This window comes from Algoriphagus lacus (assembly GCF_003583985.1).
GTDB lineage: Bacteria > Bacteroidota > Bacteroidia > Cytophagales > Cyclobacteriaceae > Algoriphagus > Algoriphagus lacus.
Map to the genome: position 1 here is coordinate 19,704 of NZ_QXML01000008.1, position 26,006 is coordinate 45,709.

The window sequence follows — 26,006 nt, forward strand, 5'->3', positions numbered from 1 at the left end:
TGGGATTCTAGTTTTTGATGATGAAAATTTTAACTGAAAATGAATAAAAGTTTTTTGCTTGGATTGTACCTCTGGATAGGATCCTTTGGATTTTGCTTTTCCCAAACTTTCTCCCAAAAAGCCTCCCAATTGGACTGGGCAGCTGTCCAGGCAAGTGATGGAGAAAGTTCTGATTTTATTTTGGCGAGGGATGGAAAGAAGGTCTTGGGCAAAATCCTCCGGGGATACAATCAGACCAATTATGACCAGATTCAATTTGAGTCAAATGGGAGCCAAACTACCTATCTTCCAAAAGATATTCTAGGCTTTGGGCTTAATAACGGACAGATATTCCATTCTAGACCGGTAGCCAAGTTAGAGGGAGACTTTTTTGTTCAGATCATTATTTCCGGTCCGATCGAATTGAGTTTCTACAAGGGCAGATTTTTTATAGACAACGGAATTGAAAACGTGGAATTAGAGGCCTTTTATGCCAAAAAAGAGGTGAATGGCAACCAAATTCAAAAAAAATCCCGGCCTTTCTTCATGTACTTGAAAAAATACATGGAAGATGATTGCGGAGTACCCCTTTATCCGGAAATAGACAAAATGCCATTTAATGAATTGGCTTTGATTCGGATTTTGACGAATTATTTTTCTTGTACTGGTGCGAACTATACTATTCACGTAGAGGGAGTCCCTTTTGTCAGAATATCGCCCACTTTGGGATTTGGCTTATCGCAATATTCCATATTTCAGGAAACCCAATTTGAGGAGAGAAAAGACCAATTGGACAATAATTTTGGATATTCAGGATTTATAGGTGTTAGATTTCATGAATTCCGATGGACTCCCAGACTTAGTACAGAAGTGAGATTGGAATACACACTGTTCAATACACAAGTTTTGTCGAGTTTTGATGGTCCACAAGTGCGTAGGACAGGTTCTGAAGATTTAAACGAAACATCCATTTATGTTCCTTTGAGTTTTTCATATGATTTGATTAAAAATAATTTTTTGGAAGTTTATACAGGTGTCAGTTTCGGGTACTTGAATTATAAAGTAGAACTCGCCAATGGGAAATTGGACGAAAAAATTTTGGTAAGGAATGAGACCACAGTTTATGAAAAATCTTACACGCGCCTGAAAGGAAAGAATTTTATTCCTGGACTGAAAGTTGGGGCGAATTTTTCCCTTTATAAGGGTTTGAATGCATTTGCAGAACTTGAAGCAAATAGGCAAATCACATATTATCAGTTTGTTTTGGATGATTATCCTTCCATTCCGGAATATTCCCGCAATAAAATTTCTCTTCGTTTAGGTTTTGAATTTTAAGCTATGATCCAGAGATTATTAATTTTTGCCACTGTTTGGGCTGTTTTTTTAGGTTGTACAGAGGAAGAGGTAATTCCCCGCACCAATCCCAGATTTAGTGTTGCGATGGTCCAGGAGGTGAATTCCTCAGGTGCGGAGTTTTCTGCCAATATCTATGATTATGGCTCGGAGGAAATAATTGAATATGGATTCGTTTACGGTGGGAATAATCCCAGGGTGGATGATATAAACTCTGAGATTCTTGTTCAATCAGGAAAGCCTGAGAGAGAATTTAAAATGAGGGCTACCCAGGGGTTGACTGTGGGTAAGACATACATCGTAATGGCTTTCGTGCGGACGAGTTCAGGGGTTGTTTATTCGGTAGGTAAAAAATTTACCAGCCAAGGTTCAAGCGGTTTTGAATTGACAAAGATTGAAGTGCCAGAAATTGTCTACTTCGGGGATGAGTTGGTTTTTGAAGGAGAAAATTTTCCAAGAAACATGGCCAAAATCCAAGTTTTTATTGAAGGGGTAGAGGCACAGGTTTACGGCATTCAAGAAAAAGGGTTCAGAGCTAAAATCCCGGATGTTTTTCCATTCGATCCTATTAGGGCAAACGAAAATTTATTTGAAATCAGGCTCAAAGTAGGAGTCAAAGATTTGGTGGTAGAAAAGGTTTTGAATTTTAGAAAACCGAGCTTTGAACTGACTAGTTCAGAGGAAATTTCCTACTCTGACAGAATAAAAATCAAAGGAAATTACCTGAAGGGAAGTCAAGTATCAGTGAAATATGTCTCTCCAAGTGGTTCTGTTCAAATGCTTGAGGTGGTAAATGCCGGAGAAAATCTGATTGAGTTTTTGCCAACAGCTCTTTTTGAGGAAGGTCAACCCAAAGTTACTCTAACCATCAGAGGAATTGACTACGCCTTATCCAATACATTCAAGTTAAAGCCGACTGTGATCCAGGCTTCTCAAATTAGTGAGTTTTATGGAAGCTATGCAGATATTAGGATCAAAGGTGAAAATTTCAATCCTTATGGTGCCGAATTTAATAAATTGATAATAACTGGATCGACTTCCCATTTTTATCAAATTGAGGAAGTAAGTTCTTCTGAAATGAGGGTAATTGTAGATTCTTATGGGGGAGTTCATGACAGACGAATATACCTCAATACCCAAATGGGCCCTGGAAAAAGCATCAATTCCTATATCCTAGAGTTGAGATATCCTCAGGTTCCGGTGATGCTTTTGCCTTACGCGAATTTCATAGGGCAACCTAATTCCATTGGGCTTAGTTTTGAAGGGAAAGGTTATTTTGTTTCCCATGAAGGCATTTTTGAATTTGCTAATTCTACAAATGAACCCAAGAAAATTCATGGGTCAATCCCTTATTTTTCGCAAAACAAGCCTATTTATGCTACAGGTGGTGAGGGGGCAATATTTGTATCGGATGGTAAAAAGTTATTTAGTTATTCATTGTCTACCAGCACTTTACGGTCACTTCCTGATCTCCCTAACTATTCTATACAGAATATGGGTTTTTTTGTGGAAGACGGATATCTCTATTCAGAATATGGATCCGTGGAAAATTTTTGGTTCAACGAAAACTGCCGAAGAAGATTCCGACTCAACCTCCAATCCTTGCAATGGGAAGAATTAGATTCGATTACTACCAACCATAATTACGTTTCGAATAAACATTTTCGGGTAAATGGTGTACTCTACAGCTATAGAATTCTGAGAGGGAATTCTGAATATAGAGCTGAAATTGTCCGATTTAATTCAGTTACCAAAACTTGGGATAAATTTCTTGAGAATCTTGAACCTGTTCAAATTTCGACTAATGAAATCTATGTACTTGGAGAAAAAATTTATTTTCCTGCTTTTGCCAATTCCTTTGTAATGGACTCGAAAACATGGCAATTTAGAAGGATAAATAACTTTTATTTTGGATTAAATCCTGAGACTGGGTTCCAAATTGGAAAATATTTTTACCAGATAAATTATAATGCCTCTCATGCCATTTTATACGAAATTGATCCTGATTACTTTCAATTCAGGTAACCCAATTGAATAAAAGAAGAATAAAATTATTTAATAAGCCTGCCAATTTGACCCAATCCCCTTTTGGCACTGACCTTGACTTAATTGGAAGAACCTTCGTATTTAGAAGGTTCTTCTTTTATTTTAGCTATTCTCTGACAGCCCGGCTGTCATTCTGTCTATATGAACCAATTCGAAAATTCTTTATTCCAAAACCTTATGAACGGTGACTATGCCGGTGAAGGTGATCTGATCCAACTGATTACCGATGAGGAAGAGGAAGATCAAGGCAAGGAGACCTTTGGTGAAGACATTCCCATTCTTTCTGTTCGCAATACCGTCCTTTTTCCGGGGGTAGTTATTCCCATTACAGTAGGTAGACAGCGATCCATCCGCCTCGTGAAAAAAGCTCACAAAGGCGATAAACTTATTGGTGTATGCGCCCAGATCAATCCCAACAATGATGATCCGGCTTGGGAGGATATCTATCAGGTGGGTACTTTGGCCAAAATCATCAAAATGATCGTGCTTCCGGATGGAAATACCACGATCATCATTCAGGGCAAAAAGAGGTTCAAAATCCGTGAACAGGTCACCGATGATCCATATTTCATGGCTAAGGTGGATTACCTGGATGAAAATTTCCCTAAGAATTCCAAGAAAATCAAAGCCTTGGAAGAGTCCCTCAAAGATGCCGCTACCAAAATTCTACATCTGAATCCAGAGATTCCACGTGAGGCTCAGGTGGCTTTGGACAACATTGACAATACTCCATTCCTGACTCATTTTCTTTCTTCCAACATCAATGCTCCGGTTGAAACCAAGCAGCGGCTGTTAGAAATCAACGATGGGGTGGAACGGGCTACGCTTTTGCTCGAACTCATGATGAAAGACATCCAGATGCTGGAGTTGAAGTCAGAGATTCAGAAGAAGGTTCATACCGATATCGATCAGCAGCAGCGGGATTATTTTCTCCGTCAGCAGATGAAAGTCCTGCAGAATGAGCTTGGTGAGGAGGGCCCGGAGAAGGAAGTGGAGGATCTAAGAGCTCGGGGAGAAAAGAAAAACTGGCCAAAAGAAGTGAAAAAGCACTTCGAAAAAGAGCTGGACAAAATTCTTCGGATCAACCCTTCCGCAGCGGAATACCCAATTGCGCTCAACTATGCCGAAACGATGGTGGAGTTGCCTTGGAACGAGTTCACCCAGGATAATTTTGACCTGAAGCACGCACGGGCCATTTTGGATTCGGATCACTTCGGTTTGGAAAAAGTGAAGGACCGAATCATCGAATACCTTGCAGTACTCAAGCTGAAAAACGACCTCAAAGGTCCGATTCTTTGCCTTTATGGCCCTCCGGGAGTGGGTAAAACTTCCCTCGGAAAGTCCATCGCTGCAGCCTTGGGAAGAAAATACATTCGAATGTCTTTAGGGGGACTGCATGATGAGGCCGAAATCCGTGGTCACCGTAAGACCTACGTAGGTGCGATGCCAGGTAAGATCATCCAGAACATGAAAAAAGTGAAGATCTCCAATCCGGTATTTGTACTGGATGAGATTGATAAGCTTTCCTCAGATTTCAGAGGTGATCCTTCCTCTGCTTTTTTGGAAGTTCTTGATCCTGAGCAAAACAGCACCTTTCTGGACAATTACCTGGAAGTGGAATATGACCTGAGCAAAGTGCTCTTTATTGCTACTGCCAACTCCCTGGATACCATCCAGCCGGCTCTCCGTGACCGAATGGAAATCATCGAGGTGACGGGATATACCCAGGAAGAAAAGCTGGAAATCGCTAAGCGTCACCTGGTACCAAAGCAAAGGAAAGAACATGGATTGAAAGCCAAAGACATCAATTTTGACAAGGCGGCTTTGGTTAAAATCATCGAGGATTATACCCGCGAATCAGGCGTCAGAAGTCTGGAACGAGCAATCGGAAAAGTGGTGCGAAACATTGCCAAATCCATTGCCATGGAGGAGGAATACGATCATAAAATTACAGCCGAAGCGGTTCGCAAGATCCTAGGTGCCGAGATATTTGACAAGGAAACCTATCAGGATAACAGTGTGGCTGGAGTTGTAACAGGCCTGGCCTGGACCAGCGTCGGCGGCGAGATCCTGTTTATTGAATCCAGCTTGAGCAGAGGCAGAGGTAAGTTGACTTTGTCAGGTCAGCTTGGTGATGTAATGAAAGAGTCAGCGATGACCGCACTTTCTTACCTAAAATCCAAAGCGGAAACGCTTGGAATTGACCATCGGGTTTTTGATCAATATGATCTTCACATTCACGTACCTGCCGGTGCAGTGCCTAAGGATGGTCCATCTGCAGGGATCACCATGCTGACCGCAATGGCCTCAGTTTATACGCAACGAAAGGTAAAAGCCAAAGTGGCTATGACAGGAGAGATCAGTTTGATCGGGAAAGTAATGCCTGTGGGTGGGATCAAGGAAAAAATTCTTGCTGCAAAACGTGCAGGAATAAAAGAGATCATCCTTTGCAAAAAGAACCTTCGGGACATCGAGGAAATCGATCCTCAATATGTAAAAGGAATCGAATTTCACTTTGTGGATCGGGTGGATGAAGTGTTGAAAATCGCTTTGACTCAGTCCAAAGTCGACAAACCACTGAAATTCACTTTTTCTCCGGAAACCAAACCAGCGGAATAAGAACACGAGAAAAGGCTTCCTCAGAAAAAAGGAAGCCTTTTAAATCTTTTGGAAACCTAAACCAGTTTCAAGACCAATACCACAACAATTACCATGAATCAAATCGAATCACTCACTCCCAGACAGATTGTCGAAGAGTTGGACAAATACATTATCGGACAAAAAGATGCCAAGCGTAACGTGGCAATTGCCCTGCGAAACCGCATCCGGCGAATGATGGTAAAGTCCGATATCCAAAAGGACATCGTGCCCAATAATATCCTGATGATCGGAAGTACCGGTGTCGGTAAGACCGAAATCGCCCGTCGTTTGGCAAAAATTGCCCAAGCACCGTTTACCAAAGTGGAGGCATCCAAATTTACCGAAGTCGGGTACGTTGGTCGGGATGTGGAAAGTATGGTTCGCGATCTGGTGGAGCAATCTGTTCACCTCGTTCGCGAAGTCAAAAACGAATCCGTCAAGGCAAAAGCTGCCGAATCAGTGGAGGAAATTATCCTGGATATTCTCATCCCTCCTGTCAAAAGCGCTGGATTTACCCGGCCTGTATCGTTCAATCCCGAAGGAGAATCCGAACCCAATTCTGATGCTGAACTCAATGAGCGGACAAGAGAGCGGTTTCGGGAGAAGCTCCGAAACGGGGAGTTGGACGACCGGAAGATTGAAATCAATGTCAAAGCCGCTTCTCCGGTGGGAATCGGGATGATCGGTAACGGTATGATCGACGATGCCAGCATGGCAGGTCTTCAGGATATGATCTCCGGCATGATGCCGAAAAAGACAAAAAAGCGAAAACTCAGTATTGCCGAGGCTCGAAAAGTGCTATTGGAAGAAGAGACCTCGAAGTTGGTCGATTTTGACGAAGTCAAAGAAGAAGCAATCAAACTCGCAGAAAATAATGGAATCATCTTTATCGACGAGATTGATAAAATTGCTTCTAAATCCGGAAAAGGTGGTGGTGGACCTGACGTCAGCCGTGAAGGAGTTCAGCGGGATTTGTTACCGATTGTGGAGGGATCCGCTGTCAATACCAAGTACGGAGTAGTCAATACCGATCACGTTCTGTTCATTGCAGCTGGGGCATTTCATGTTAGCAAACCCTCCGATTTGATCCCGGAACTTCAGGGTCGGTTCCCGATTCGGGTGGAGTTGCAAAGTCTGACACAGGAGGATTTTTCACGAATCCTTCGCGAACCAAAAAATGCGCTGACCAAACAGTATCAAGCACTGTTTGAGGCGGAGGAAGTTCAGTTGGACTTCACCGATGATGCGATTGAGGAGATCGCCCGACTGGCTTTTCTGATCAACCAGGAAGTGGAAAATATCGGAGCAAGGAGATTGCATACGGTGATGAGTCACTTGCTGAATGACTTTCTCTTTGAGGTGCCGGATGTGATTCAGGCAAATTCCAAGATCATGGTGACCAAGGAAATGGTTTTGGAAAGGCTGAGCACATTGGTCAAAAACAGAGACCTTTCTCAGTATATTCTGTAATTAATTTAAGGCACTTCGGTGCCTTTTTTCGTGCAATGAAAAAATCTCTTCTCATTCTCACAGGGCATACCAAAGGCCTGGGCAATGCAATTTTGGAACGATTTTTATCTCTTGAAAATACCCAGATCATAGCTATATCCAGGACCGGTTTGGAGATTCAGCATCCCAACTTAACAGAAGTGCATTTGGACTTGAGTGACTTGGCGGGACTGGAGGCCCACCTATCCAAAATTTTTCCTACCGGAGACTTTGATGAGGTGATGCTGGTCAACAATGCCGGTTGGATCGGAGAAGTCAAGCCTGTGGGTAAGCTTCATCCAAAAGGAATCCGACAGGTGATGAATCTCAATTTATTGGCTCCCATGATACTCACCAATGCATTTGCCAAGGCGTATTCAGAGGTAAAAGGAAGAAAGGTGATCTGCAACATCAGCTCGGGTGCGGCGCATAAGCCACTTGCTGGTTGGGGAGAGTATTGTAGTAGCAAGGCTGGTTTGGCTATGTTTTCTCAGGTGGCAGCCAAAGAATTGAGCGACAGTGGATTTCGGGTTTTTTCATTGGCTCCGGGTATAGTCGATACAGAAATGCAGGCTGAAATCAGAGCGGCGGACGAATCGGATTTCCCTGCCTTGGATCGATTCAAAAGCTATAAAGAATCAAATCAGCTGAGTTCAGCTGCCGAGGTTGCTGAAAAGATTTTTTACCTATTGACCCATTCGGAGCTTTTCCCGGAGGTTCTTCAGGATGTTAGAAATTTTAAATTGCCTTAATCCTTCTTTTTTGGGAAGTCAAAAAACCAAACCTCGGCTTTTTCGGGTTTGAGATCAGCCCATTTTTCAGATTTTAGCTTAAATCCAAACTGTCCACAGGTAGGAAGATTTTCAATATCACCCCCTAAAAAATTGATCAATTCATTAAAGCCCGGATTGTGACCAAAAACAAGGATTGTGTTTTTGGAATCCTTTTGCATGTGGATGTATTTTAAAATGGTATTGGGTGAACCATGAAACAGGTTTTTTTCCCAAACTATATCATCGATCGAATAACCCAGTTCTTTAGCCGTGATTTTGGCGGTTTCTGAAGCCCGCAAAGCAGTTGAACTGAGGATCAAATCTGGCTTAATCCCTCTTTTTTTGAGTCTTTTGGCCATTTTTGGCGCATCATTTATTCCCCGTTCCGCTAATGGGCGGTCATGATCGCTAAGCCAGGGATTATCCCACGAGGACTTTGCATGTCTGATCAAAATAATTTTCTTCATTTTCGTCGAAAAAAAACGATTATTTTGTTTTTTTCAATCAAATATTTACTTTTAACGCACTTTCAATTACAATTTATCACAATTCATTATGTTTACCGGAACAGTAAAATTTTACAATGAAGCCAAAGGTTTCGGATTTATCGTTGATGACGAAACTCAGGGAGATGTATTCGTACACGCTACTGGGTTAGTTGACAAAGTCGCTCAAAATGACAAAGTTACCTACGACATCAAAGATGGTAAAAAAGGACCCAACGCCATCAACGTCAAAAAGGCCTAAGAAATTCAAGAGAATGTTTTAGTGTAAATTATCCCCTGAAATCAATTTTCAGGGGATTTTTTGTTTTCAGTGGGTTTTTGCATTTCCTCAGGGAGACTCTTAATGTAAAGGTCTCTTTTGGGAAATGGTATTTCTATTCCGTTTTCCTGGAAAGCATCAAAAATGGCTGTCATAACCTCATTTCTCATTTCCAGAAAAATATCCATCGATTCTATCCAGAACAGAAGTCTGAAATCCACCGAACTGTCATTGAATTTCTGCATCAAAATTCTCGGTGGAGGGACTTTGAGGATTCGATCCCGATCCAAAGCTTTTTCAAGAATTTGTCGGACCAGCTTCATGTCTGAATCGTAGGCCACACCGATATTGAGTTCAATCCGTCTTCTTTTATCCGAAAGAGTCCAGTTGATAAGACTCTGGGAAAGCAAATCCCCGTTGGGAATTACGACCTCAGCACCGTCATAAGAAAGGATTTTGCTGGCGCGTATGCCAACTTCTTTGACTTGTCCGCTCATGTTGCCCACCTCAATATCGTCACCGATCTGAATGGGTCGTTCAAATGCAAGAATAACCCCTGAAACAAGATTATTGATGATAGTTTGAAGACCAAAGCCAATACCTACAGAGAGTGCCCCGAGAACAATGGTGATTTTATCCAAAGGAATTTGTGCTGCAGTGGCTGCGATAATAAACCCGAGGGTCAGAATGGCCAATCGGATCAGTAGTACAGAACTCCCCAGTTTTTTGGTTCGGTCATTGGAATTTTTCTGATCTTTAATCGAAGCGAAGTACGCAATATTATTTGCGAGGATATAGGAGACAAAAACCAAAGACGCAAACAGTAAAATACTGCTGAAGGTAAAACTGGCAGCTCCAAGAGTCCTTTCTTTACTTAGAAATTCTTCCAGTCCGGTATAGACATACTCACTGAGTGAAAGATTATGAAGCAATATTACTGTCCAAAAAAGAAAGGCCAAGAAAAGGAACACACCTCTGATTCGTTCCTGAATCCCCTTAAAATCAATGTACGAGGTGAAGGAGTCTACTTCTTTTTTGTTTTCAACGATTATGTAAATGATCTCCATGATCACTTTAATGAAGAAATACAAAGTGACCGCATAGACAAAACTTACCAAACCGGTTATACTCAGGATTTTGGCAAGACTATATCTTCCGAGTATGTTGGAAAGGATGCCAGCAGTCAATAAAATCATGGTCAAAATCCGAAGCCTTTTTAAGAAGGTAACCTCACTAGGATCGTCAGAGGTGAATTTTTTAGGGATTTGAGACAGAATAATCAGGGTAAGGATATTTCCGATCTGGAAATACATCCGTTCTTGATAGGCTATTTCCCAGTAAAGGTTGCTGATCGTGAAAAAGATAAAAATGACCACTAAGATCATCCATTTTATAAAAACACGAATCGGAAAAGCGTTATAGATCAAAAACGATGAGAAAAAGACCAACAGGTACATGAAAAATGTGAGTAGGGCAATCGAGCCTGTGTCAAACATGTAGAAGACCAAGGGGAGCAAAGCCACCATGACTGAAGCGAAAGGTCTTTTGTCGAGGTACTTTATCCTGCTTAGAATAATACTTCCAAACTCTTTGTCACTTCGAATACTTTTCAGTGTCCGGTAGACCAGTAAAAAACCGCCAATTAGAATAATCAGGGCTAGATAAGTGATGAAAAGGTCAGTTTTAAGCTGCCTTACCAAAAACAGGTAATTGAGCTTAATCGATTCGATTGTAATTTGAAAAATTGACTTTGGGGAAGGAATTGAATAAGACTCCCAAATGAAGTTTATCTCCTTTTTGAAGAGATTCTTTTCCAATTGCGATTTATTGATATCCACGTACCGTCTAAGCTCCCTGATACCGGTTGTAATATTACTCAGTTGGGACTGGTATCGGGCTGCCTGTAATTCCTGCTTATAAATCGTGCTGTCCAGAATATGGAGGTTTTCTTTAAGGTGAAAAATTTCATCTGAATACATCGGAAGGAGCAGGGTGTCCCGGATTTTGTATTTGAAAAACTGATCGTTTTTGACGGTCTTGAGCAAACTGTCCAAGTCATTCAAGCGATCCAATCTTTTCTGGACCAGCACATCAAGTTCCTGATTGTTTTCTTCGGTAGCTTTTAAAATCCGTAAAAGAGCATTGACATAGCGGAAATTAAACTGTGTGTTTGGATTTTTTGTCCTCTCTCGAATGGCAGTAACGGTTTGCTGCATGCTTGGAATCTCCTCCGCAAGGCGGGTAGTATCCATGCTTTCCTGAAGCTCCATCATGATTTCATGGGCCATAAGGCTGTAGGTCCGGCCTTTTTTGATGAGTTCCTCGAGAGATGGAGTGAGCAATTGCTGCGAAAGTTCAGGTCCAATCAGGGTCGAATCCATGATGATCAAACTGTCTTTTGCCGAAATCAGCAGGCTGTCAATTTTTCTGATCGGAAGGGAATCCTGACCAAATCCCAAGGATGAAACCAGAAAGAGGAAAGAGACAAGAAACGGGAAATACTTTTTCATTGAGCATTAGAAATCCAACGAAAAATAGGGATTTTATCCAGTATTGTAGGTGAGGGTCGGTTCATGATTTTTGTCAACTCTGGGATGAAAAAAATAAGTTTTCGGTCAATTTGGCTGAAAATTGGGTTTTGGAGATTCATTTTTGAGACAAAAAGACCGAAAAATTCGACTGGAATGGAATTTTCTAGAATGGAGAATAGATCATTTAAACCAACTTCTACTATGAAACTTGTAAGATACAACCAACTCGACCCTCAGGTTCCGGCTACATTCAGCGGAATGCTTGACCGGTTCTTCAACGATTCTTTCGGTGCTGCATTGAAGCAGTTTAATCCGGCAGTGGATATCGCAGAGGATGAGAAGTCCTATGAAATCCATGTAGCCGTGCCCGGAGTGAAGAAGTCCGACTTCAAAATCGAACTCGTAGACGGAAAGCTCACTATCTCCGGAGAGCGAAAAATGGAAGAGAAAAAAGAAGGCAAAAACTTCCACAGTTTAGAGACCCAGTATGGCGCTTTCAGAAGGTCTTTTTTCATTCCGGAAGATGTAATCGAGGACAAAACCGAGGCGACCTATGAGGATGGAGTTCTCAAATTGGTCCTTCCAAAAAGGGAAAAGAAAGTCAACAAAGCGACTATTGAGGTAAAGTAATCGGAGAGTGGGGAAACCCACTCTTCATTTATTTTTGTTATACCCTTTAGAGTCCCAAAAAAGCGGTTAAATCTTGTTAATTTGGACGGATAGACTAACCCAAGTGGTTTCGAAATGAGTCTATAACTTTGAAAATTTGTACTGGGAAAAAATAGAAATCAGAAAAATTTATGAGCAAGAAACAGTTCTTTCTGGGTATGCTTCTCGCTGCCTTGATCGGTGGGATGGTGGCTTTGGCGGGTGTGAGTTTTCTGATCAAGCCTCAGAGTGCCGGTGGATTTGACGAAAAGCAGCAAGCAAGCTTCGTCAACATGCTTTCCGGGGAAAATTTCACGATTCCTGACGGGATCAATTTTGTGGCTTCTGCACAGGCAGTAACACCTGCAGTGGTTCACGTTAACAGCCAAGTGGCCTACACTCCTAAATCTGAACGAGATCCAATTGAAGAGTTTTTTGGATTTCCTGACCCAAGAGACGGACAGGGAAGACCAGGTGGTGACATGCCTGTGAGTTCAGGCTCGGGTGTGATTATCTCTTCAGACGGTTACATCGTGACAAATAACCACGTGGTGGACGGGGCTACTAAAATTGACATTTCACTGGAAAACAATAAACGGTATGAAGCAACGGTAATTGGTACTGACCCTACTACCGATTTGGCTTTGTTGAAGATTGAAGCCACTGATCTTCCATTTGTGAGGTTCGGAGATTCCGACAATACCAAAATCGGTGAATGGGTGCTTGCTGTAGGCAATCCATTCAACCTGAATTCCACCGTTACAGCTGGGATTATTTCCGCGAAAGCAAGGAACATTGGGATTTTGAGAGGGGTGGAAAACAACCTTCAGATCGAATCTTTCCTTCAGACTGATGCGGTGGTCAATCCCGGTAACTCAGGTGGTGCTTTGGTTAACCTTGCCGGTGAACTGATCGGTATCAACACCGCCATCGCTTCCAATACCGGTACTTTTGCAGGCTATTCTTTCGCAGTGCCTAGCACCTTGGTGAAAAAAGTAATGGATGACCTCATGAAGTACGGAGCAGTTCAGAGGGGTCTTTTGGGAGTTCAAATTCAAAATGTAAGTCCTGAATTGGCAGATTACCTGGACAAAAAATTCCCAGTTGAGCAAGGAGTCTATGTGGGCAGTGTAAATGAAAATTCTGCCGGTCAGGAAGCTGGACTGAAGGAAGGGGATATCATCATCGGAATTGATGGAAAGCCTGTGAACAACGTGGCCAACCTTCAGGAACTTGTGGCCAGAAAGCGCCCAGGAGACAAGATTGATGTCGAATACATCCGTGATGGGAAGACTTCCAAAACTACTGCCACCCTCAAGAACTTCTCCGGAGACACTAACATCGTGAAGCGTGAGGTGCCGAAAACTTACACCTTTGAAGGCCTTCAGTTTGAAGATGTCAAGGAGCAAACCAAGACTCAACTTGAAATCAGCGGTGGTGCTGTCATCAAGTCTATCGGAAACGAAACCTGGAGAAAAGCAGGTGCACGAAATGGATTCATCATCACTTCGGTCATCTCAGACAGCGGAAGGACCCGCATCAGCAGCGCTCAGGAAATGATTGACTTCCTGGAGGAAACCCAAGGTGAAGAAATCGTGGTACTGGGTATGTTCCCTGATGGTACGGAGTATTATTTTGAAGTCGGAGGAAATTAATTTTCCCATAGCATACTTAGGAAAGCCGGTGAGAGCCGGCTTTTTTATTGCCCTCTTTTTCCTACTTTAAGCTTTCTTAAAACCCAAAATCACTATGAAGTCAAAAATATTATTCTTTCTGGGTGGCCTCTTGGCAGTAATCCAGGTGTCCTTTTCCCAAACCCTTAGCTTACCCGGAAAAACTCCCGTCGCAGGAATTTCTCGGGAAAGAGTTGCCAAACTGGATGCCATGCTGGAAGAAGCGATCCAAAAGGAACAGGTACCGGGACTGGTTGCCATGGTAGTGAAAAACGGACAGGTTGTTTATCATTCAGCCAAAGGCTTTTCTGATGTGGAAAGCGGAAAGGCAATGGAGAAAAACTCGATTTTCCGAATCGCTTCTCAGACCAAGGCGATTACTTCCACTGCGATCATGATGCTGTGGGAAGAAGGGAAATTCAGACTGGACGATCCGATTTCCAAATACATCCCGGAGTTCAAAAATCCTCAGGTGCTGAATGCGTTCCGTTATGCAGATACAACTTACAGCACCAAACCAAGTTCAAAAGAAATTACGATTCGTCATCTGTTGACTCATACATCCGGTTTGGGGTATGGGGTGATTGACGGAGATGAGCGGATGAAAATGATCTATCACAAAGCCGGCGTCATGGATCTCTTTACCACCGAAAATATCACCATCGGAGAAAGTGTGAAACGCCTCGCCAAACTGCCCCTGCATCACGAGCCGGGAGCAAAATATACCTACAGCGAAGGACTGGACGTGTTGGGATACCTGATCGAAATTGTATCCGGGATGCCTTTTGACCAGTTTTTGAAAACCCGGATTTTTGATCCGCTGGGAATGAATGATACCCGTTTTTACCTCAGTGATGCCCAAGCTCCAAGGTTGGTGACCGTCCATACCCGCAAGGACAACAAGTGGGTTTCCTTTCCGGTGACTTTCTATGACCCTGCCTATCCCAAAACTGGGGCAAAAACCTTCTTTTCCGGTGGAGCAGGACTTTCCAGCACTACGGAAGATTATGCCAAATTCCTCCAGATGTACCTCAATGGTGGAATCTATAACGGTAAGCGAATCCTGAGTCCGCATACCATTCAAACTATCATGACCAATCAGGTTGGAGACTTGCTGGGTGAGGGAGGAAAAGATTACGGATTGGCCTTTGGTTTGGTGGATCAAAAAGGTGTGCAGATCGGTGGAAACGGCAGTTTGGGCACCTTTGACTGGGGTGGTTACTTCAACACGCAGTATTTTGCCGATCCTCAGACCGGAATCATCGGGTTGATTTTCAAACAGACTTCAGGGGCTGGAAATGGTGATGAGACGGGTTGGAAATTTAGACAGATGGTGTTTACCCTGATTGAATAGGATTGAAAAATTGAGGAAGTAGGAGCGTTACCAAATTTGATCCAAGCCAACGGTTCATAGCGGATTATCAGCTGTGAACCGTTGGCTTTTTAATTTCTTCCAGGACTTCAACGAAATCAGAGAATGCTTCAATACACCCCATTTCAAGCAGTTCCTTCTTGCTGTGCGTAGTGGCAATTCCAATCACTTGCAGGCCAGCAGCTTTGGCAGAACGGATACCTCCGCCCGAGTCTTCAAAAGCCAAAGCGGATTCTGGGTTCACCCCTGCTTTTTCCATGGACTTGAGAAAAATCTCCGGATCGGGTTTGCCTTTCAGAACTTCGTGCCCTCCCGTGATCGTGTCAAAAAAATGACAGATTCGCAAGCCATCGAGAGTGAAATTGATGTTGTTTTGGTCTCCCATGGTAGCCAGGTGACAACTGATTTGATGGTGTTTCAGGGCTTCAAGGAAGGCAGTCAAACCGTTAATTTCTTTCAGAAAAGGTTGGTAGATTTTTCTGAAGGTGATTTCTTTTTCTTCTCCCAGTTCCAATCTTTTTTCCCGGGAAGCTTCATGTGGAAAAAACCTTCTGATCATTTCATTCAAGTTGCCATGGTTTTGGGCATGAAAATCCTCCGGACGAAGGTGAATGCCATGATTTCCCAAAAACCTGAGCCATGCCTCCTGATGAAAAGGAATGCTGTCTACCAAGGTCCCATCCATGTCAAATAGGATGGCCCGAACGTTTTGAATGCTTTTTTGGATCGAAAAAAGACTGCTATTGAAGCTTTTGTAAGTCACTTGTATGGAATCTGTTACTTTTTAAATTTTCCATAAATGGGTTGCCCAGGCATCACGCCGGAAACAGTTTTTCCATTTCTTAATACAAACGTTCCATTGACCAATACATATTCTATTCCTTCGGAAAAGGCCAATCCTTTTTCAAAGGTAGCTTTGTCGATGACAGTATTGGGATTAAAAATAGTCAGGTCAGCATCCGCTCCTACTTGAACTCTTCCCTTAAAGCGCATCATGGGAGCGATATTTTCCAGTCGACGAGCAGGAAGTAAGGTCATTTTTTCAAGAGCAGTAAGCAAATCGATCACTTTGTCCTCTCTGACATACTTTCCCAATACTCTTGAGAATGTGCCTGCTGTTCGAGGATGGGCCAGCTTGGCGTAGTTCATCCCGTCTGAACCGATCAAAACCCCGGAAGAGGAAATTCCCTGATTGATCCACTCTGGTTTCATCATGTGAATAATCACCGTACCTCCAGTTTTTCGATATTCATCAAAAGTTTTTTCCGTCAGCCGTTCACCCGTTGCAACCCATTGCAAGTCTTGGTAACTGATGTTCATTCTTACCTGCCATCCAGGATCAAACATGGCGGATTCCAAACTGGTCGAAGCAGCAGTGTAAGGATATAGCTCGGTGGTGATGTCAAATCCTTGGCTTTGGGCTTTATGAACCAGCTCCAAAGCGAGGCCAATATTTCCCAAGGACATGCTATTGATATGAACCAAATGCAGGGATGCCTTGGTTAGCATGGCATTGGAAATAGCCTCTTGGATAGTCATAAGGTTAGGTTGCCTCGTATGGACGAAAACAGGGACATCCATCTCAGCAGCAAGCTCAAATACTCGATAAAATTCTTCAGGCTTAGTTTGAGGCAAGTATCCAATCGGAGCGCCAATTCCAAGACCTCCTTCTGCAAGAGAAGCTTTGATGTGCTTGACCATGCTTAAGAATTCCTCTTGAGATGGGGTTGTTGAAAAGGAATTTGAAATAATGTTGCTCAAGCTTGGAATTTGAGAATTTCCGGATTTTGTGATGGAATCCAATGCGGTTAATCCGGCTTCATGCCCTGCCATCCCCCGGTACCTTTCAAAGGGCCAGTTGACACTTGCTCCATAATTGATCAATGCTTTGGACTTTCGTGTCTCATACCAAGTCCCAAGATTTTCTATTCCCCACTCCAACTCTAATGCCGTGGTGACTCCATCATGCAATTGGTATTCTTGTTCTACATTGGTTCTGCCATGAATATGAAGGTCGATAAACCCCGGCGCAACGACTAGTCCGGTAACGTCCAGAATTTCTTTCCCCTGAAGAGGTTCCGAACTGATTTCTGCAATCCGATTTTGGATGATTCCCACATTCCGGACTTCATCCAATTTAGTCTCAGGGTCGATTACTCTTCCTCCGGAGAGGACGAGGTCATAGGTGATTTTGGTTTGACCGAAAGAGTTGATACTCAGCAAAAGGGCTGTAAATACCGAAAGAGTTGCCTTCATTTTTTCCGCAGGTTTTAAAAAGGGTGCTAATCTGAAGGTAGTGATTTTCAGTTGGATTGGAGATAGGGAATTAGTCTTCTTAGTAGCCCTTCACTGTCATTCCATTTCTATTTTTTCTTTATTACTTCTAGCTGTTGGTAAGTCAGTGAATTTCAGTAATTTTTATCCTTTCAACCCAAACCAAACCCATGAAGAAGCGCGAATTTTTAAAGAAAACCCTGGCAAGTTTTGGAACCATTGTCGCTCTGCCGGTGATGGGATCTGATTCAAAAATTAATTCAGATTCCAAGGATGCTGCCTGTGAGGTTTCTCCCAAGGAAACCCGTGGCCCTTTCCCCATCAAATCTCCTGCTGAACTAATGCGGGCAAACATCGTCGCCGATCGACAGGGGATTGCCTTGTTGATCAATTTGAAAATTCAGGATCAAAGTGAATCCTGCTCCCCTTTGTCAGGAGTACAGGTTGATATTTGGCATTGCGATGCGGAGGGCTATTATTCGGAATATGGAAATCACCGTCTTCAGAAAATGGATTTCACCCAAGTTTCTTTCCTACGGGGGCGACAGACTACCGACGCAAACGGGGAGGTTTCTTTTATCAGTATTTTTCCCGGTTGGTATCCCGGGCGAGCTCCCCATATTCATGTGGATGTACTGAAAGATGAAAAAATGATACTCAGCACGCAAGTGGCCTTTCCGGAAGAAAGCACCTCAGCAGTTTACGCCAGCAGGGGATACAAAGGGAAGGAAGATACGCCAAATGAAAAGGACGGAGTTTTTCGCAACAGTTTGGCAGGAAACATGGCGGATTCTGTGACGGGAAATCTGCAGGATGGCTATACCCTGAGGAAGGTGATAACGGTGGCGTAAAAGTCGGGAGCGGTAGTTAAGGATCAGCCTAGCTAATCTTAATTTCTAGTTTCGTAGTATTTTCTCCATCTTTTTGCCATTAGCCAACTCATCCACCAGTTTGTCCATGAATCTGACTTGCTGAGTTAGGGGATTTTCGATTTCTTCCACCCGATAGCCACAGATTACACCGGTAATTAGTTTTGCATTCGGGTTGAGCTTGGCTTTGGAGAAAAATTCCTGAAACGTCACCTTTTGATCCACCAACTCCTGAAGTTGCTGTTGATCAAATCCTGTAAGCCACTCAATAACTTTGATTAACTCTTCCTTAGTTTTTCCCTTTCTTTCCACTTTGGCAAGGTAAAGAGGAAAGACAGTAGCAAAAGTCATTTTGGCAATTCGATCGTCGGAGGTACCATTCATGATGAAATTATGATTTTCTTAAGGATAAAGATTGACCGTATTTTTTTGTATTCTGATCTGGATTTGGTGAAACGAGGAGAGGTTTATCCTCCTATTTAGCTCCAAAAATCCGCATTAGATCACTCTCCGCTGCCAAGTAGCCAAATGAGGTAAAAGCCTTTTCATTGACCAGCGATTCCATCATTTGCCTGGCTTGGACAGAATCTCCATGATACAGGTACCAGTTGGCCACTCCGTAGCGCACGGCGTCATTGGATGGGCTGCCGGGTCCCTCCTGAATCAGGGAATCCACCGGAATCCAACCTTTGTAGAGCCTGCAAAGATCCGCATAGCTCTGATTTTCGATTACCGTAGAGTCAGCATGAATTGGGGTCAAAAGGGAATCAGCTTTAGTTGGATTTCCTAAGCGCTGCTGAATCATGTACAGCCAATGAGTTGCGGAAACAATGTTGTCATAATGCTTGCCACTTTCCCGACACTTAAGGTATGCGGTGTATGCTTTTTCGTATTGGTGAGTAAGGTAGTAAGACAGTCCAAGGTGATACCAAATATTGCTGTGAAGTGAACTGACCGGGATGTTCATCGCATTAGGCATGCCATCTGGTTCGATTTCATCCGGTGTGCCTTCGATTAGTTGAGCAGCTTTTTCAAAATCATCTATTGCCTCGTCGTATTCCCGGATGCTAATGTAGCGATGACCCCGGTGACGGTAGAGTCGGGGGTCGTTGGGGAATTTTTCCAGGCCTTTGGTGTAGATGTCGATGGCTTGGCGGTATTGACCAAGGTAAGCGGTACGTCTTCCAAACCAAATAATGGCCTCCACATCATCCGGACTGGCCTCAAAGGCTGCTTTTGCTTCTTCGTATTGGGCTAAGAGCTTTTCAGAAGGGTTGGGAATTTCAAAAGTTTTACCTAGAGGAGTCGTAAAAGTGGAGTCCACCAAAACAACTTCTTCGGTCTGTTCCTTTGGCGGATCGCAGCTCAATAGGAGGTAAAAAAGAGTGAGCAGTAAGAGGTTTCTCATGGTAGTTTGTTGAATTTTCCACGGTTGAAACCGTGGGCAAGAAGCTGAAAATAACAATAAAAGCACTATTCTCCTTTCACATACTTCCGCCAATTGTGCTGCTCTTTGAAGCCCAACACTTCCCGGATTTTCCGGTTGGAAAACAGGGCCTCGTGCTCCTCCAATTCCCGGGTAAGAGGTACGCCTGGGAAAAAGCGCTCAGCCAGTTCTTTGCTCGGAATGATTGCTCCGTTGTGATCATTGCCGGCATTGAATACCTGGTACCCCAAACCGTCTTTTTGAAGGCATAGATCCACGATCTGTCCCAAGTCCCGGGCATCGATGTAGCAGAAGGCATTGCGGCGTCGCACCTCAGGATTTTTGAAATAAGATGGGAAAAGTGTGGCGTATTCGTGGGGTTCGATCACATTTCCGATTCGTAGCGAATAGATATCGACTCCTGTCCTGCGCTGAAAACTTCGGGCCGTCTGCTCATTTACTACCTTGGAAAGGCCGTAACTGTCCATGGGATCGACATCGTAGTTTTCGTCGAGCGGGAGGTACTTCGGATCGGTTTTTCCGTCGGAAAAGCAAATGCCATAGGTCGTTTCGGAGGAGGCAATGATGATCTTTTTGATGCCCAATTTCACGGCCGCTTCGATCACGTTGTACGTCCCAACGGTGTTGACGCGAAAGGTTTCATTGTCGGGCTTGATTAGGATGCGAGGTACGGCAGCAAAGTGCACAACGGCGTCAAATGCGGGGACGCCAGTGCCAGGCTCCATTTCGTCAAACCCGGCATACATGCTCATCGCGTTGAACATCTGTCCTGAGTCAGTGATGTCTGCGGTCAGATTGTCCACACCGGGATGGTTCAAGGGAGTGAGGTCCACATTCATTACGCGGTGGCCTTGCTCCAGAAGGTAAGGGATGACGTGCCGGCCTGCTTTTCCTGAACCTCCAGTAAAGAAAATTCGCTTTTTAGCCATGTTTGCTATGAATTAAATACAACGGGTTTTGGTCCAGCATTTCTAGTAAGAAATAATTACGAGGTACAAAATCTGGAGAAAGAATCCAATCTGATTGATTTCAGGGGAATAAAAAGTCAGGTTCACTGTTTCTTCATTTCATTCCTTTAAAGCTATAATGGACTTGACTCATCACTTTGGAAATTCCAGTAATACCAATTGAGCGGGCTGTTTTCCTGAATGGTTGATTGAAAAAGATTTCTTTCTTGGGATAGTGATAAAGCTTCCCTGCTTTAAATTTTGAGTCTGGGATTTTCCATTGCTTTCAATTTCTACTGAGGCATCCTGAAGCGAAACCAAAAGGAAGGATTGCTTGGGTTTTTCCAACTGAAACTGCTTTCCTTCGGATAGATTCAGCCTGTAAACCCGGACCCAAGTGGTATCAATTTCCAACTTGAGATCTGACAAATCCAAGGGAGGGACCTCCCAATCAAAATCTTGGTAAAGTAATTCCACATCCATCACATGAAAAACGGCATTATCTCTATTCCAAACCCGATGTGTCCGAGTATTGGAACCGGATAAATCCTCTACTAAAATGTCCCCCGCTCGGGATTCTGAGTTTGTTTTTTCTTTTCCCATCACTTGCGAACCCACTGCAGTAGTGGTGAAATTGATGAAGACTGAGGGAGTGGTATGAACGTGATATTGGGTAGTGTCTCCAGGGGGAAAAAGAACATCTAAAATCCGGATTTCCTTATTTTCAAAAACGGGCCTATGCCTTGGTTCCTGATGAACTAGAACCTGTCCCCAAAGAGGAGTTTGGACCAGAAGCAAAAAAATAAAATACGCCGGAAAATAGGATTTGAAGGAGTGTCGGTATTTGTGCATTAATGAAAGGTCTTCTAAGGTGAAATATCAATTTTATGTTTTCAGTTTTTTCTAACCAGTAGTTTAAAAGCGATTCTTTCGACTATCTCCAATAAAATTTCAATCAAAATTCACCTTTAAGCTAATGAAATTTTTAACCGAAAGATTTTCTTGGCAAAAGACAATAAAAATTAAAAATGCACAATTTTTATTCTTAAATTGATTCTGGTCAATTTTTGATTAAGTACTTAACCCAGAATAACTTAAGCCATGAACAGACTTTATTTTTATTCCGCACTCGTTTTATTTCTGATTTCTTCCTGTCAAAAACCGGTGGAAAATATAAATGAATCAAGTCTACCCGCTGAAGATACTCCGATAGCTGAGGAAGTACTAAAGTTGGGGGAACAGACTTATTCCACTGTCTGTGCCGCGTGTCATACAGAAGGAAATACGAATTTGGCTCCAGCGAAAGGCTTATTGTCTGGAATGTCTCCCCATGCAATCCTAGCAGCCCTGAATATGGGCAAAATGCGTGTTCAGGCAGCCGCATTAAGCGATTCAGAAAAGGAAGCTGTGGCACAATATTTAACCAATAAAAAATTGGTGAAAGTTGAAATTCCGGAATCGGCTTACACGCCCTTTCAAATTTCAGATAAGGATATTGCTTCCGGGTTTAACTATGCAGGTTGGGGAGGGGACTTGGAAGGATCTGGTTTCCGATCTGCAGCTCAAGCAGGAATCACGCCCGAAAACGTTTCTTCACTGGAGTTAAAATGGAGTTTTGCTTTTCCGAATGCATCCGTAGTAAGAAGTAAACCGGCCATCATTGGTGATTGGATGATAGTAGGGAGTCAGTTTGGGGAGGTCTATGCATTAAACCGACATACTGGACAAATAGGATGGGTTTTTCAGGCTGATGCAGCGATAAGAGGAGCAATTACCTATACTGTTTCCGGGGATAAACTAACTGCATTTTTTGCAGATTATGCCACCAATGCCTATTCAATAGATATCCGGACAGGAGAACTTATCTGGAAGAAACGAGCCGGACATCATCCTTTGTCTTCTGTGACTGGTTCAGTGGTTGTCTTTAACAATATTGTTTATATCCCGATATCGTCATTCGAGGTAGTCTCGGCTCAGGATCCGGATTATGGGTGTTGCACATCTTCAGGAGGAGTTACGGCATTGGATGCAAATACCGGGGAAGAAATCTGGAAACATCGGGTAATTGCCGAAGAGGCAAAAGTTTCTGGTAAAAAACAAAATGGAGGATCTTTTTATGGACCAGCCGGAGCTCCTGTTTGGGCGAGTCCTACAATTGATTCCAAAAGAGGATTATTGTATATCGGAACAGGTGAAAACTATACCTATCCGCCAACAGCTACCAGTGATGCCATTCAGGCACTTGATCTGAAAACAGGAAAGCTAATTTGGAATTGGCAGGCTACAAAAAATGACACCTGGAATTTGGCATGCCCAGGGAATCCTAACTGTCCGACGCCAACCGGCCCTGATGTGGATTTTGGAATGGCTCCCATTTTGGTTTATGACAAAATCAGTAAGAGAGATATCCTGGTGGTAGGTCAAAAATCAGGAGTAGTTCATGCCTTACTTCCGGAAAATGGCAAAGTAATTTGGCAAACCCGAATCGGAAAAGGTGGAGCCTTGGGAGGGGTACACTGGGGAATGGCTACAGACGGTGAATTGGTCTATGCTGCCAATTCCGATAATATTAACGGTTTGGATCCCAGTGATTCTACTCTTGTTCCCACTCCCGGGATCTATGCACTCAATCTCCAAACAGGAAAGCAAGTTTGGAAAGTTGCTCCCCCACCTTGTGCAAATGGTCCTCGTAAGGATTGTCAGCAGTCAAATTCCGCTGCACCTACGGTTATTCCCGGAATAGTCTTCGAAGGAGATCTCAACGGATTTGTTCGGGCTTATTCTGCTAAGGACGGGACCGTTTTGTGGGAATTTGATACCGTCAGGGAATATGAAACAGTAAATGGCCAAAAAGGAAAAGGAGGTTCTATTGATGGTCCATCACCGGTAGTTGCTGATGGGATGCTCTATGTCAATTCAGGCTATGGAATGTTTGGTGAAATGCCTGGAAATGTGCTGTTGGCATTTAAGGTGAAAAGCCAGTAATCGCTAAGCTTTTCGGAGAGTCACTGGTTTTGGTTTGAATTAGCTAACAGTCTTAACCTGTAGAATTATTTCCTTTACATGTTCTTCATCGGTGCCACAGCAACCACCAAAAACAGTCATGTGAGGGAATTTTTCCTTGATTTCACGGTATTGTAATCCCAGATCAGCCGGATTTCCCCGGTCCAATTCTGTGGAGTTATCCAATTCTTCATGACTTTTACAACTTGCATTTGCTCGAATCCCCCTAATTCGATGAATCCAAGGATCCTCTTTTCCCCGGATAAGTTTATCCATAAAATGATCAGGGTGAGCACAATTGATCATGTAATAAATGGGAGGTACTGAATCACTATGGTCTACTAGTGTAATAGCCTCCTGAATGGGCATCCCTGATGGAAGTTTGCCGTCTGTTTCAAGCGTAAAAGATATTACACAGGGAATATTGGCATCGGAGGCGGCTTGGGCAATTCCATGGGCTTCTTCAACATTTGTCATGGTAATTGCTGAGACCAGATCAACCCCGAATTTTGAAAAAGCCATTATTTGAGGGGCATGATAGGATTTGGCCTCTTTGGCATCCATTTGATTCCTGACTTGGTAACCATCTCCTCGTGGTCCCAAGCAACCGCTGATGAGGATTTGTGGAATTTTAGAGGAATATTCTTCTTTCAATTCCTGCATCAGTTGGATGGCTTTTTGATTTAGGGTCAGGAGATCTTCGGGGGAATATCCAATTTGCTTTAACCAATCAGGGTTAGTTCTCCAAGTGGGGCTTTCCAAAATAAAATTGGTTTGGTTATTCGCTGCTATTTCCAAAAAGCGCCTATAGTAACTTCTCAAGGCTTCTATTCCTTTTTCTTCTTTTAGTAAATCAAAGGCTGCAAAACACGGAAGATCGAATCCTTCAAGAAAAACCAAGGTAGTTTCAAGGCCTCCATCTGTTAAATACAAATCACTGGATTCAGTGGGGAATTTTTGAAAAGAAGAATTCATGATAATAGTTTTTTGGAGTAAGAAGGTATTGAAATTCGGGTGTAATCCACTGAAATTCAAGATATTTAATTCAAAAAAAACGCTAATCGGTACTTCAGTTTTTTTCTATTTCATCCGACCAAAAAAATCGATTTTATCCTTTTAGAACCTTGGTTTTAAAAGGGAGGTAATTATTCTGAAATTACTTAACCTTATTTCAATTGGATTATTACGATAATACAATTGCAACCAAAAGGAAGAAATCAATACAATTTCAATTTCTTACTTCACTTCCACTTTTGGGAACTCACTCAATATCCCCAGCGAAACCAGAAATTCATCAGCCTTTAAAAGTGTCTCTTTGTAAAATTCAAAATTCCGGTAGTTAAAGAATCCATGAATTTGATCTTTGTACAGATGTAATTCACATCTGCTGCCGACCTTTTCCATAACTTTTTGATAGTATTCCATGGTTTCCACCGGGATCAAATCATCCTTGGTTCCCAAAAAAAGCACTGTGGGGGGAGAATCTTTTTGGATATTGTGTAGAGGAGAAAAGTCCTTGTATTGGGCTCCGATCCGTTCAAACCCATAGCCTCCCGGGCCATTGTCGATGACAGGATTGAAAAGTACCAAGGCGTTTGGTTTGGAGCTAACTTTTAGGTCATCACTGGATTCGTTAAAGGAATCAATCAGTGCCGTAGCTGCTGCCAAATGTCCACCTGCAGAACCTCCAGCTGCTACGATTTGATAAGGGTCAATTTTAAATTGATCTGCATGCATTCGGATATACCGAATTGCAGACTTGGCGTCCATCAATGACTCAAATGGGGTAGTTTGATTCCTAGAATTGACTCTATAATCAACCAAAAAACAAACCATGCCCCGCTCTGAAAAATATCGGGCATGAGGTTCAAATTGGGCTGTTGAACCTCCTGTCCACCCCCCACCAAAAAAGAAGACCAGAGCAGGATAAGTATCTGTTTCCGATGATTGATTGGGCCGATACACCTCCATTGACAGTTCCAGGGTATCGATTTGTTTATAGATTACCTTTTCTTGGGGATAGGCCCATGTAGCAAAACAAAGCTGGAGAAGTAGACTGAGGAGGATTTGCCTGAGGATCATCGTGGAATAGTTGCTTTTTCTAAGGTAAGCAATTCAATATTTCTCCTGCCAAACAAAGTGTTCTCCTTCGTCTTTTGATTGCATTAGGAAGACGGGCGGAATTTTATTCCACCCTT

The 26,006-nt window shown here is 42.9% G+C and carries 21 protein-coding genes; 11 read left to right on the forward strand and 10 right to left on the reverse strand.

The window, feature by feature from the left end:
- Positions 1–39: 39 nt before the first annotated feature.
- The 5 genes from D0X99_RS15210 (at position 40) to D0X99_RS15230 (ending at position 8,258) form a co-directional block, all read left to right on the forward strand.
- Positions 40–1,314 (forward strand): outer membrane beta-barrel protein, encoded by a 1,275-nt coding sequence (locus tag D0X99_RS15210; protein ID WP_119478709.1) that lies wholly within the window; start codon positions 40–42, stop codon positions 1,312–1,314.
- 3 nt (positions 1,315–1,317) lie between these two features.
- Complete coding sequence (locus tag D0X99_RS15215; protein WP_119478710.1) at positions 1,318–3,357, forward strand: Kelch repeat-containing protein; 2,040 nt, start codon at positions 1,318–1,320, stop codon at positions 3,355–3,357.
- 162 nt (positions 3,358–3,519) lie between these two features.
- Positions 3,520–5,997: an endopeptidase La gene (lon, locus tag D0X99_RS15220; RefSeq protein WP_119478711.1), complete on the forward strand. Its 2,478-nt coding sequence runs from the start codon at positions 3,520–3,522 to the stop codon at positions 5,995–5,997.
- A gap of 93 nt (positions 5,998–6,090) precedes the next feature.
- Entirely contained in the window at positions 6,091–7,488 is a 1,398-nt protein-coding gene (gene hslU / locus D0X99_RS15225) for an ATP-dependent protease ATPase subunit HslU (protein ID WP_119478712.1), read from the forward strand.
- A gap of 35 nt (positions 7,489–7,523) precedes the next feature.
- Positions 7,524–8,258 (forward strand): SDR family NAD(P)-dependent oxidoreductase, encoded by a 735-nt coding sequence (locus D0X99_RS15230; protein ID WP_119478713.1) that lies wholly within the window; start codon positions 7,524–7,526, stop codon positions 8,256–8,258.
- On the opposite strand, the gene D0X99_RS15235 is transcribed toward D0X99_RS15230, so the two are convergent.
- Positions 8,255–8,746: a SixA phosphatase family protein gene (locus D0X99_RS15235; RefSeq protein WP_119478714.1), complete on the reverse strand. Its 492-nt coding sequence runs from the start codon at positions 8,744–8,746 to the stop codon at positions 8,255–8,257. The two genes, D0X99_RS15230 and D0X99_RS15235, sit on opposite strands and share 4 nt — an antisense overlap.
- Before the next feature lie 88 nt (positions 8,747–8,834).
- Between D0X99_RS15235 and D0X99_RS15240 the strand changes: the two genes are divergently transcribed.
- A complete protein-coding gene (locus D0X99_RS15240; RefSeq protein ID WP_067545283.1) occupies positions 8,835–9,026 on the forward strand; it encodes a cold-shock protein in 192 nt (63 codons plus the stop codon).
- A gap of 41 nt (positions 9,027–9,067) precedes the next feature.
- Here the strand turns inward: D0X99_RS15240 and D0X99_RS15245 are convergent, their stop codons facing one another.
- Complete coding sequence (locus tag D0X99_RS15245) at positions 9,068–11,554, reverse strand: mechanosensitive ion channel family protein (RefSeq protein WP_119478715.1); 2,487 nt, start codon at positions 11,552–11,554, stop codon at positions 9,068–9,070.
- Between the two features lie 222 nt (positions 11,555–11,776).
- Here D0X99_RS15245 and D0X99_RS15250 point away from each other — a divergent pair, with 222 nt between their 5' ends.
- From D0X99_RS15250 to D0X99_RS15260, 3 genes are all read left to right on the forward strand, one after another.
- On the forward strand, positions 11,777–12,205 hold the full coding sequence (locus D0X99_RS15250) for an Hsp20/alpha crystallin family protein (protein WP_119478874.1): 429 nt from the start codon (positions 11,777–11,779) through the stop codon (positions 12,203–12,205).
- A 170-nt stretch (positions 12,206–12,375) separates the two neighbouring features.
- Complete coding sequence (locus D0X99_RS15255) at positions 12,376–13,878, forward strand: S1C family serine protease (protein ID WP_119478716.1); 1,503 nt, start codon at positions 12,376–12,378, stop codon at positions 13,876–13,878.
- 94 nt (positions 13,879–13,972) lie between these two features.
- Positions 13,973–15,250: a serine hydrolase domain-containing protein gene (locus tag D0X99_RS15260; RefSeq protein WP_119478717.1), complete on the forward strand. Its 1,278-nt coding sequence runs from the start codon at positions 13,973–13,975 to the stop codon at positions 15,248–15,250.
- Positions 15,251–15,317: 67 nt separating this feature from the next.
- On the opposite strand, the gene D0X99_RS15265 is transcribed toward D0X99_RS15260, so the two are convergent.
- Positions 15,318–16,031: an HAD family hydrolase gene (locus tag D0X99_RS15265; RefSeq protein WP_233553737.1), complete on the reverse strand. Its 714-nt coding sequence runs from the start codon at positions 16,029–16,031 to the stop codon at positions 15,318–15,320.
- Positions 16,032–16,045: 14 nt separating this feature from the next.
- Entirely contained in the window at positions 16,046–17,524 is a 1,479-nt protein-coding gene (locus D0X99_RS15270; protein ID WP_119478718.1) for an amidohydrolase family protein, read from the reverse strand.
- 188 nt (positions 17,525–17,712) lie between these two features.
- Here D0X99_RS15270 and D0X99_RS15275 point away from each other — a divergent pair, with 188 nt between their 5' ends.
- Positions 17,713–18,393: a dioxygenase family protein gene (locus D0X99_RS15275; RefSeq protein ID WP_119478719.1), complete on the forward strand. Its 681-nt coding sequence runs from the start codon at positions 17,713–17,715 to the stop codon at positions 18,391–18,393.
- A gap of 45 nt (positions 18,394–18,438) precedes the next feature.
- Here the strand turns inward: D0X99_RS15275 and D0X99_RS15280 are convergent, their stop codons facing one another.
- The 4 genes from D0X99_RS15280 to D0X99_RS15295 form a co-directional block, all read right to left on the reverse strand.
- The gene (locus D0X99_RS15280; protein WP_119478720.1) at positions 18,439–18,795 is read right to left on the reverse strand and encodes a DUF2200 domain-containing protein; all 357 of its coding nucleotides are present in this window, start codon (positions 18,793–18,795) and stop codon (positions 18,439–18,441) included.
- Between the two features lie 91 nt (positions 18,796–18,886).
- Positions 18,887–19,819, reverse strand: coding sequence for a tetratricopeptide repeat protein (locus D0X99_RS15285; protein WP_119478721.1), 933 nt, complete (start codon positions 19,817–19,819; stop codon positions 18,887–18,889).
- 65 nt (positions 19,820–19,884) lie between these two features.
- Positions 19,885–20,787: an NAD-dependent epimerase/dehydratase family protein gene (locus D0X99_RS15290; RefSeq protein ID WP_119478722.1), complete on the reverse strand. Its 903-nt coding sequence runs from the start codon at positions 20,785–20,787 to the stop codon at positions 19,885–19,887.
- 171 nt (positions 20,788–20,958) lie between these two features.
- A complete protein-coding gene (locus tag D0X99_RS15295; protein ID WP_119478723.1) occupies positions 20,959–21,657 on the reverse strand; it encodes a hypothetical protein in 699 nt (232 codons plus the stop codon).
- 249 nt (positions 21,658–21,906) lie between these two features.
- On the opposite strand from D0X99_RS15295, the gene D0X99_RS15300 reads away from it, so the two are divergent.
- A complete protein-coding gene (locus tag D0X99_RS15300; RefSeq protein ID WP_119478724.1) occupies positions 21,907–23,790 on the forward strand; it encodes an outer membrane protein assembly factor BamB family protein in 1,884 nt (627 codons plus the stop codon).
- A 39-nt stretch (positions 23,791–23,829) separates the two neighbouring features.
- Here the strand turns inward: D0X99_RS15300 and D0X99_RS15305 are convergent, their stop codons facing one another.
- Both D0X99_RS15305 and D0X99_RS15310 read right to left on the reverse strand, forming a co-directional pair.
- Positions 23,830–24,783, reverse strand: a complete 954-nt coding sequence (locus D0X99_RS15305) for a homocysteine S-methyltransferase family protein (protein ID WP_119478725.1) — start codon at positions 24,781–24,783, stop codon at positions 23,830–23,832.
- A gap of 261 nt (positions 24,784–25,044) precedes the next feature.
- Positions 25,045–25,890, reverse strand: a complete 846-nt coding sequence (locus D0X99_RS15310) for an alpha/beta hydrolase (protein ID WP_119478726.1) — start codon at positions 25,888–25,890, stop codon at positions 25,045–25,047.
- Positions 25,891–26,006 lie beyond the last annotated feature (116 nt).